Below are 9,298 nucleotides of genomic sequence, written 5' to 3'. Positions count from 1 at the left end.
CGAGGGTCGCCTCCGGGCGGGCGGTGCCGGCCAGCAGCAGGCCCAGGGCGGTGAACGCGGCCGCGCCCAGCGCGAGGGCCAGGAGCGCGGGCACGAGGCCGGCCGGGTCGGGGCGCCAGCCGAGCGCGAGCCCGACGCCGCCGATCACCACGGTCTGGATGACCAGCACGGCGATCACGGACACGGCCTTCCCGGCCACGAGCCCGAGGGTGCCCAGGGGGGTCGTCGCCAGGGCGGCCAGCACGTCGTAGCGTCGCTCGAACCCGGTGGAGATGGCGGTGGCGGTGAACGCGGAGCTCACCACGGCCAGGGCGAGCACACCCGGCACGGCGACGTCGAGGCCGGAGCGGCCGGGGGTGTCCAGCAGGCCGGTGACGTGGATGCCGACGAGCGCCAGCAGAGGCAGGATCAGGGTCACCAGGAGCTGCTCGCCGTTGCGCAGGGCGGTGCCGGTCTCGTAGGCGGCCTGGCGCGTCACCCGCGCGCCCAGCGGGGCGGCGCCGGCGTGCGGGACCACGGCGGAGGTCGGGGCGGGGGTGCTCATGGTCGGCTCCCGGCGGGGGTCTCGGCGGTCGGGGAGGAGGGGCTCTCGGCCGGCTGGCCGGCGTCCTGCAGGAGACGCTCGAGCCGGAGGATGGCCCGCTCGAGCCGGGCGGGGAACAGGCCGTGGGCGGTCCACGTGGCGGCGAGGGCCTCGAGCTCGGCGGGGGAGCGCACGCCCGCCACGCGGGCCGTGGGTGCGTCCCGGTCGGGCGTCACGGGGAAACGACCGGACACCGCGTCCGCCCACGCGGCCACGGCCGCCGGGGAGGCGTCGCCGAAGTCGACGTCGAGGACGTCGCCGTCGGACACCCGGGTCAGGTCCTCCAGGGTCCCGGCGCGCACCACGCGGCCCGCGCGGAGGATGGCGACCTCGTCCGCCAGGCGCTCGGCGTCGTCGAGCAGGTGCGTGGTGAGGAGGACGGCCGCCCCGCGGGCTGTGTGCTCGCGGATGACCTCGTGGACCACGGGACGGGTCTCGGGGTCCAAGCCCGCGGTGGGCTCGTCGAGGAAGAGCAGGTCCGGGGCGCCGACGACGGCGGCCGCCAGGGCCGCGCGCTGGCGCTGGCCGCCGGAGAGGCGCCGCAGGGGGCGGTCCGCGACCGCGCCGATGCGCAGGCGGTCCAGCAGGGCGTCCGGATCCAGGGGCGCGCGGTAGAGCGAGGCCACGTGGCGGACGAACCGGCGGGCCGTCACGGACGGGGGCAGCCCGCCCTCCTGCCACATGACGCCGATGCGCGCGCGCAGGTCGGCCGAGGCCCGCCACGGGTCCTCGCCGAACACGCGGACCGTGCCCGCGTCCGGCCGGTCGGAGCCGTGGCACAGGCCGAGGGTGGTGGACTTGCCCGCCCCGTTCGGACCGAGGAGCACGGTGACGGCGCCGCCGCGCACCGTGAAGTCGACGCAGCGCAGCACCTCTGTGCGGGCGCGGCCGCGGCCCAGGGAGCGGTGCACCCCGGACAGGCGCAGGGCGGGCGCGCCGGGGGCGGAGACGGGGGTCTGAGGCACCCGTCCAGTCTAGGCGCGCTGTCCGGGAGTCCCCTCGGTGTGGACGGGCCGGGTCGGGTGGCACGGGACACAGGCCCCATGACTTGAACGGTTCCAGATCAATACGACATAGTGTGCTTGTGTATTCCGAGCCCGCAGAGACCGCCGCGCCCGCCCAGGGCACGCGCGAGCGCGTCCTGGACCGGGTGCTCACCCGCGGGCCCGTCTCCGCCGCCGAGGTCGGCCGCGCCCTCGGGCTCACCGCCGCCGCCGTGCGACGCCACCTGGACGCCCTCGAGGAGGATGGCCTGGTGGAGGTCAAGGCCGTCTCGGCCGCCCGCGGCGCCGGCCGGCCCTCCCGCCGGTACGTGGTGACCCAGCAGGCCCAGCGCCGCCTCGGCGGCGACCACCTCGACGTGGCCCTGTCCTCCCTCGAGCGCCTCGTGGAGCTCGGCGGGGAGGAGGAGCTGCGTCACCAGGCCAGGCGCGCGTTCGCCCCCGTGGAGGACGCCTACGCCGCCGCCGTCGGGGGCCGCTCCCTGGACCTCGCCGAGCGCACCCGCGTGCTGACCGAGGTGCTGGACGAGGCCGGCTTCGCCGCCAGCGTGCGGCGCGTCGGCGCCGGGCTGGCGCCCACGCTGCGGGCAGACCAGGTGTGCCAGGGCCACTGCCCCCTCCAGGGCCTGCCGGCCCGCCACCCCGAGTTCTGCGAGGAGGAGACCGCGCTGATCGCCCGCCTGCTGGGCGTGGACGTGCGCCGGCTCTCCACCCTCGCCGCCGGCGGGCACGTGTGCACCACGCACGTCCCGCTCGGGCGGGCCTAACGTCCGCCCCCACCGACCGTCCACCGTCCACCCCGACCGAGAGAGAGGCTGAGATGACCGACCAGATCATCCAGCAGGACAGCTCGCCGACCGCCGATCCCGGCGTGATCAACGAGATCCTCGAGAAGAACCCCGAGCTCAACGCCATCGGCGCCTACCAGTACGGCTGGGCCGACTCCGACGTCGCCGGCCAGACCGCGCGCCGCGGCCTGGACGAGGACGTCGTCAAGGACATCTCCGCCAAGAAGGACGAGCCGGAGTGGATGACCAAGCTCCGCCTCAAGGCGCTGAAGTACTTCGAGCGCAAGCCGATGCCCGCGTGGGGCCCGGACCTGTCCGGGATCGACTTCGACAACATCAAGTACTTCGTGCGCTCCACCGAGGGCCAGGCGAAGTCCTGGGAGGACCTCCCGGAGGACATCCGCAACACCTACGAGCGCCTCGGCATCCCCGAGGCCGAGCGCGAGCGCCTCGTGGCCGGCGTGGCCGCCCAGTACGAGTCCGAGGTGGTCTACCACCAGATCCGCGAGGACCTCGAGGCCCAGGGCGTCGTGTTCCTGGACACGGACACCGCCCTCAAGGAGCATCCCGAGATCTTCGAGGAGTACTTCGGCACCGTCATCCCGGTGGGCGACAACAAGTTCGCCTCCCTGAACACCGCCGTGTGGTCCGGCGGATCCTTCGTGTACGTGCCCAAGGGCGTGCACGTGGACATCCCGCTGCAGGCCTACTTCCGCATCAACACGGAGAACATGGGCCAGTTCGAGCGGACGCTGATCATCGCGGACGAGGACTCGTACGTGCACTACATCGAGGGCTGCACCGCCCCGATGTACAAGTCGGACTCGCTGCACTCCGCCGTGGTGGAGATCGTGGTGAAGAAGAACGCCCGGGTGCGCTACACCACCATCCAGAACTGGTCCACCAACGTGTACAACCTCGTGACCAAGCGCGCCGTGGTCGAGGCCGGCGGCACCATGGAGTGGGTCGACGGCAACATCGGCTCCAAGGTGACCATGAAGTACCCGGCCGTGTACCTCACGGGCGAGCGCGCCACCGGCGAGACCCTCTCCGTGGCCTTCGCGGGCAAGGACCAGCACCAGGACACCGGCTCCAAGATGGTGCACATGGCCCCGAACACCTCGAGCTCGATCGTCTCCAAGTCCGTGGCCCGCAACGGCGGCCGCGCCGCCTACCGCGGCCTCGTGCAGGTCAGCGAGGGCGCCAAGGGCTCGGCCAACTCCGTGGTCTGCGACGCCCTGCTCGTGGACACCGTGTCCCGCTCGGACACCTACCCGTACATCGACATCCGCGAGGACGACGTGACCCTCGGCCACGAGGCCACCGTCTCCCGCGTCTCCGAGGAGCAGCTGTTCTACCTGATGAGCCGCGGCCTGTCCGAGGACGAGGCCATGGCCATGATCGTGCGCGGCTTCATCGAGCCGATCGCCCGCGAGCTGCCGATGGAGTACGCCCTCGAGCTGAACAAGCTGATCGAACTGCAGATGGAAGGATCGGTGGGCTGAGTTGACCGACATCGTGGAGAACACCGCACAGCGCAACCTGATCCCCGGCATGGGGGACGAGGGCGAGCAGCTGGCCCGCGGCCAGAACGCCGCGGTGACCCGTCCGCCGCGCGCGGCCGGACAGTCCCGCGCCGACCGCGTGGCCTCGAAGGACCTCGCCGACTTCCCGACCCTCACCGGCCGGGAGGAGGACTGGCGATTCACCCCGCTGGACCGCCTGGCGGGGCTGCACCTGCCCGACGGCGACGACGCACGCCTGACCGGCGCGGCCCCGGCCGTGTCCGTGTCCGAGCACGAGGGCGTCACCGTGGAGACCGTGGGGCGCGACGACGCCCGCGTCGGCTCCGTGCTGACCCCGGACGACCGCGTCTCGGCCGCCGCCTGGGCCTCCTTCGAGCAGGCCACGGTGGTCACCGTCGCCGCCGGCACGGAGGTCTCGGCCCCCGTACGGATCGAGGTCGCCGGCGCCGGGATCGAGCCCGCCGCGCACCACCTGACCGTGGTGATCGAGGAGAACGCGGCCGCCGACGTCGTTATCACCCACCGGGGCACCGCCGTGGTGGCCCAGAACGTCGAGTTCGACGTGCGCCGGGACGCCCGCCTCAACGTGGTGTCCGTCCAGGCGTGGGAGGACGACGCGGTCCACGTGGGCGCCCACCAGGCGTCCGTGGCGCAGAACGCGCACCTCAAGCACGTCACCGTGTCCCACGGCGGCTCGCTGGTGCGCCTGACCCCCACCTCCCGCTTCGCGGGCGAGCGCGGCGAGGCCGAGATGTACGGCCTGTACTTCGCCGACGCCGGCCAGCACCTGGAGAACCGCCTGTTCGTGGACCACAACCAGCCGAACTGCGTGTCCAACGTGCTGTACAAGGGCGCGCTGCAGGGCCAGGACGCGCGCACCGTGTGGGTGGGCGACGTGCTGATCCGTGCCGAGGCCGAGGGCACGGACTCGTACGAGAAGAACGAGAACCTGCTCTTGACGGACGGCGCGCGCGCCGACTCCGTGCCGAACCTGGAGATCGAGACCGGCGTGATCGAGGGCGCGGGCCACGCGTCCGCCACCGGCCGGTTCGACGAGACCCAGCTCTTCTACCTCATGGCCCGCGGCATCCCGGAGACCGAGGCGCGCCAGCTGATCGTGCGCGGCTTCCTCAACGAGATCATCCAGAAGATCCGCATCGCCGACGTCGAGCGCGAGCTCACCGAGGTCATGGAGGCGGAGCTGCAGGTCACGCCGCTCTGAGCCCCGCCCGCCCCCACCCCACACGCTTCCCCCAAGGAGAACCGCCCATGGCAACCCTGCAGATCACCGACCTGCACGTGCAGATCGAGACCGAGAACGGCCCCAAGGAGATCCTCAAGGGCCTGTCCCTGACGATCGAGACCGGCCAGACCCACGCCATCATGGGGCCCAACGGCTCCGGCAAGTCCACGCTGGCCTCCACGATCGCCGGCCACCCCCGCTACGAGGTGACCTCCGGGTCCATCACCCTCGACGGCGAGGACGTCCTGGAGATGTCCGTGGACGAGCGCGCCCAGGCCGGCCTGTTCCTGGCCATGCAGTACCCCGTGGAGATCCCGGGCGTCACCATGACCAACTTCCTGCGCACCGCGAAGACCGCGATCGACGGCGAGGCCCCCTCGCTGCGCACGTGGACGAAGGACGTCAAGGGCGCCTTCGAGGCCCTGCAGATCGACCCGGCGTTCATGAACCGCAACGTCAACGAGGGCTTCTCCGGCGGCGAGAAGAAGCGCGCCGAGATCCTGCAGCTCGAGCTGTTCAAGCCGAAGTTCGCGATCCTCGACGAGACCGACTCCGGCCTCGACGTGGACGCCCTGCGCATCGTGTCCGAGGGCGTGAACCGCGCGGCCGCGGCCAACGAGATGGGCACCCTGCTCATCACCCACTACACGCGCATCCTCAACTACATCAAGCCCGACCACGTGCACGTGCTCGTGGACGGCCGCGTGGCCGAGTCCGGCGGCCCCGAGCTGGCCGACCAGCTCGAGGCCGAGGGCTACGAGCGCTTCGTGAAGGCCGCGGCGGGGGTCTGAGCATGACCGACACCGCTGCACAGACGCCGGTCGAGGACGTCCGCGAGGCCCTCAAGGACGTCATCGACCCCGAGCTCGGCGTGAACGTCGTGGACCTGGGCCTGCTCTACGGGCTGCACTACGCCGAGGACGGCGCGCTGCTCGTGGACATGACCCTGACCACGGCCGCCTGCCCGCTCACCGACGAGATCGAGGACCAGGTCTCCCGCGCCATCGGCACCCTCGTGGACGAGTGGCGCCTGAACTGGGTGTGGATGCCGCCGTGGGGTCCCGAGCGGAACCCCGCGCCCGCCACGCCCCAGTTGCGGCCGGTGGGATACAACATCTGACCGGGCGGGGGCCACCGGCCACCGACGACGGCGCCCCCGCCTTCCGTGTGGAAGGCGGGGGCGCCGTCGTCGTGCGGGGCGGGAGCGCTCAGATGTCGAGGGTCTCCGCCTGGAAGGTGTTGCACTGGTTGATGTCCGGGGACTGGCGTGCGGTCTCGTACCCGCGCATGAACCAGGCCTGGCGCTGCGCGGAGGAGCCGTGCGTGAAGGCCTCCGGGTTGACCCGGCCCTGGTACTGCTCCTGGATGCGGTCGTCGCCCACCGCGCCGGCCGCGTCGATGGCCTGGGCCAGCTGGTCCCGGCTGATGGGCTGGAGGAACGGCTCGCCGGACTCAGGGTCCACGGTCTGCGTGGCCTGGCCGGCCCACATGCCCGCGAGGCAGTCGGCCTGCAGCTCGGAGCGCACGATGTTGGAGTCCGCGCCGGTCCGGCCGTCCTGCGAGTAGCGCAGCCAGCCGACCACATTCTGCACGTGGTGGCCGTACTCGTGGGCCACGATGTACTGCTCGGCCAGGGGGCCGCCCGTCGCGCCGAAGTCGGAGCTCAGGGTGGCGAAGAATTCGGTGTCGAAGTACATCGACTCGTCCGCGGGGCAGTAGAAGGGGCCCGTGGCGGAGGTCGCCGAGCCGCAGCCGCCCGTGTTCACGCTGCCGGTGAACAGCGTCAGGTCCGGCTGGCGCCAGTCGATGGTGTCGAACTGCCCCATGTAGTCGCCCCAGAAGGCGTCCGCCGACTCGGTGGTGGCGATCACGCGGCAGTCGGTGTTGCGATTGGCGTCCGCGCCGGTGGAGCACTCCTCAGCCGAGACGGGCTGCGTGCCGCCGCCCGGGGCCTGCTGCTGGTACTGCCCGTAGGGGGAGCCGGAGGTCGAGTCCGCGCCGGCCCCGCCGATGCCGAGGTCGTCGGCGAACTGGGGGAAGATCAGCGCGATGAGGAGGGCGAGCAGACCGCCGCCGCCGCCGATCGCGGCGCCGCGGCCGCCCAGGCCGCCTCCGCCGCCGCGGGCACGGCCGGCATTGATCTGCACGTTCTCGTTGAAGCTCATGCGCCAGAGTGTAGACGGACTAGACTGGCCCGGCGCCGCAGTCGGCGCATCCCCCCACCTCCAGGAGCCCTGCCCTTCCCATGCTCACCGTCACCGATCTCGAACTGCGCGTCGGCGCCCGGCTCCTCATGGACGAGGTGACCTTCCGCGTGGACCAGGGGGACAAGGTGGGCCTGGTGGGGCGCAACGGCGCCGGCAAGACCACCCTCACCAAGGTGCTCGCCGGCCGCACCCAGCCCACCGCCGGCACCGTGACCGCCTCCGGCCGCATCGGCTACCTCCCCCAGGACCCGAAGGTCGACGACATGGAGCAGTCCGGCCGGGACCGCATCCTCTCCGCCCGCGACCTCGACCAGACGATCCGCCGCATGCGCGCCGCGGAGGAGGCCATGGCCTCCGACGACGACGCCCAGCGCCAGAAGGCGATGGACCGCTACTCGCGGCTCGAGGCGGAGTTCGAGGCCCGCGGCGGGTACGCCGCCGAGTCAGAGGCGGCCCGCATCACCTCGAACCTCGGCCTGCCCGACCGCGTGCTGGACCAGCCGCTGCACACGCTCTCCGGTGGCCAGCGCCGCCGCGTGGAGCTCGCCCGCATCCTGTTCTCCGACGCGGACACCATGCTCCTCGACGAGCCCACCAACCACCTGGACCACGACTCGATCGTGTGGCTGCGCGAGTACCTGCGCACCTACTCCGGCGGGCTGCTGATGATCTCCCACGACGTCGAGCTCATGGAGATGACCGTCAACAAGGTCCTCTACCTGGACGCGAACCGCCAGACGATCGACGTCTACAACATGAACTGGAAGAACTACCAGGCGCAGCGCCAGCAGGACGAGGCCCGCCGCCGTCGGGAGTTCGCCAACGCGGAGAAGAAGGCCTCCGCCCTCATGGCGCAGGCGGAGAAGATGCGCGCCAAGGCCACCAAGGCGACCGCCGCGCAGAACATGATCAAGCGCGCCGAGCGCATGATGCGCGGGGTCGAGGGCGAGCGCGCCGTGGACCGCGTGGCCGCGATCCGGTTCCCCACGCCCCAGGCCTCGGGCAAGACGCCGCTCAGCGCCCAGAACCTCTCCAAGTCCTACGGCTCCCTGGAGATCTTCACGGGCGTGGACCTGGCCATCGACCGCGGCTCCCGCGTCGTGATCCTGGGCTACAACGGTGCGGGCAAGACCACGCTGCTGCGCATGCTCGCCGGCACCGAGGCCCCGGACACCGGCGAGGTGATCGCCGGCCACGGCCTCAAGCTCGGCTACTTCGCCCAGGAACACGACACCCTGGACCAGGAGGCCTCCGTCCTGGACAACATGCGCCACGCCGCGCCCCAGCTGGGCGACACCCAGTGCCGCACGCTGCTGGGCAGCTTCCTCTTCCAGGGCGACGACGTCGACAAGCCCGCGCGCGTGCTCTCCGGCGGCGAGAAGACCCGCCTGGCCCTGGCCACGCTCGTGGCCTCGAGCGCCAACGTCCTGCTGCTCGACGAGCCCACCAACAACCTCGACCCGGCCAGCCGCGAGGAGATCCTCAACGCCCTGCGCCAGTACGAGGGCGCCGTGGTGCTCGTGACGCACGACGAGGGCGCCGTCGAGGCCCTCGACCCCGAGCGCGTGGTGCTCCTGCCCGACGGCGACGAGGACCTCTGGAGCGACGACTACCTGGACCTCATCTCCCTGGCCTGAGGCTGGACGCACGAGGGCCCCGACTCTCGGCGGAGTCGGGGCCCTCGTGCCGTCCCGTTCAGTCCCGACGCGCGGTGGCGTCCTGGAGGGCGTCCTCGACCTCCTCGTCGGACAACCGGCCCCCGCGGCGGCGGCGCTGCGGCTTGGGCCGGGGCACGCGGCGGGCGGCCAGCATGCCGTCGTCCTCGGCCTCCTCGAGGGCGTCGGCGCGGTCGTTGCGGGCGCGCATCCAGGCGGAGTACCCCCACGCGCCGAAGCCCATGGCCGCGAAGATGTACCACTGGATCGCGTAGGACAGGTGCGGGCCCTCGTC

The 9,298-nt window shown here is 72.2% G+C and carries 9 protein-coding genes and 1 pseudogene; 6 read left to right on the top strand and 4 right to left on the bottom strand.

All coding sequences use genetic code 11. The features are described from left to right. Window positions 1–544 (bottom strand): ABC transporter permease (locus tag Q4D18_RS09850; protein ID WP_303127855.1); only part of this gene is annotated, 544 nt, incomplete at its 3' end. Continuing rightward, window positions 541–1,548 (bottom strand): ABC transporter ATP-binding protein, encoded by a 1,008-nt coding sequence (locus Q4D18_RS09845; RefSeq protein WP_303127853.1) that lies wholly within the window; start codon window positions 1,546–1,548, stop codon window positions 541–543. The genes Q4D18_RS09845 and Q4D18_RS09850, both read right to left, overlap by 4 nt. A gap of 113 nt (window positions 1,549–1,661) precedes the next feature. On the opposite strand from Q4D18_RS09845, the gene Q4D18_RS09840 reads away from it, so the two are divergent. From Q4D18_RS09840 to Q4D18_RS09820, 5 genes are read left to right on the top strand one after another with little or no spacing between them, the layout of a single operon-like run. Beyond that, window positions 1,662–2,351, top strand: coding sequence for a metalloregulator ArsR/SmtB family transcription factor (locus Q4D18_RS09840; RefSeq protein ID WP_303127850.1), 690 nt, complete (start codon window positions 1,662–1,664; stop codon window positions 2,349–2,351). A 53-nt stretch (window positions 2,352–2,404) separates the two neighbouring features. Beyond that, window positions 2,405–3,877 carry a Fe-S cluster assembly protein SufB gene (sufB, locus tag Q4D18_RS09835; RefSeq protein ID WP_303127847.1) on the top strand — a complete coding sequence of 491 codons (1,473 nt, stop codon included), beginning with the start codon at window positions 2,405–2,407 and terminating at the stop codon, window positions 3,875–3,877. Window position 3,878: 1 nt separating this feature from the next. Beyond that, entirely contained in the window at window positions 3,879–5,120 is a 1,242-nt protein-coding gene (gene sufD, locus Q4D18_RS09830; RefSeq protein WP_303127844.1) for a Fe-S cluster assembly protein SufD, read from the top strand. Window positions 5,121–5,167: 47 nt separating this feature from the next. Then, complete coding sequence (gene sufC / locus Q4D18_RS09825; protein WP_303127841.1) at window positions 5,168–5,932, top strand: Fe-S cluster assembly ATPase SufC; 765 nt, start codon at window positions 5,168–5,170, stop codon at window positions 5,930–5,932. Between the two features lie 2 nt (window positions 5,933–5,934). Further along, entirely contained in the window at window positions 5,935–6,261 is a 327-nt protein-coding gene (locus tag Q4D18_RS09820) for a metal-sulfur cluster assembly factor (protein ID WP_303127839.1), read from the top strand. 88 nt (window positions 6,262–6,349) lie between these two features. Here the strand turns inward: Q4D18_RS09820 and Q4D18_RS09815 are convergent, their stop codons facing one another. After that, window positions 6,350–7,306, bottom strand: coding sequence for a neutral zinc metallopeptidase (locus tag Q4D18_RS09815; RefSeq protein ID WP_303127835.1), 957 nt, complete (start codon window positions 7,304–7,306; stop codon window positions 6,350–6,352). A gap of 80 nt (window positions 7,307–7,386) precedes the next feature. Here Q4D18_RS09815 and Q4D18_RS09810 point away from each other — a divergent pair, with 80 nt between their 5' ends. Next, window positions 7,387–8,985: an ABC-F family ATP-binding cassette domain-containing protein gene (locus tag Q4D18_RS09810; protein ID WP_303127833.1), complete on the top strand. Its 1,599-nt coding sequence runs from the start codon at window positions 7,387–7,389 to the stop codon at window positions 8,983–8,985. 58 nt (window positions 8,986–9,043) lie between these two features. Here Q4D18_RS09810 and Q4D18_RS09805 read toward each other — a convergent pair. Beyond that, window positions 9,044–9,298: pseudogene (locus Q4D18_RS09805) on the bottom strand (SURF1 family protein); the annotation flags it as partial.

The organism is Micrococcus sp. (genome assembly GCF_030523875.1).
Classification (GTDB): domain Bacteria; phylum Actinomycetota; class Actinomycetes; order Actinomycetales; family Micrococcaceae; genus Micrococcus.
The sequence above is the reverse complement of the archived record's forward strand: the minus strand, read 5'-3'. Positions and strand labels throughout refer to the sequence as shown.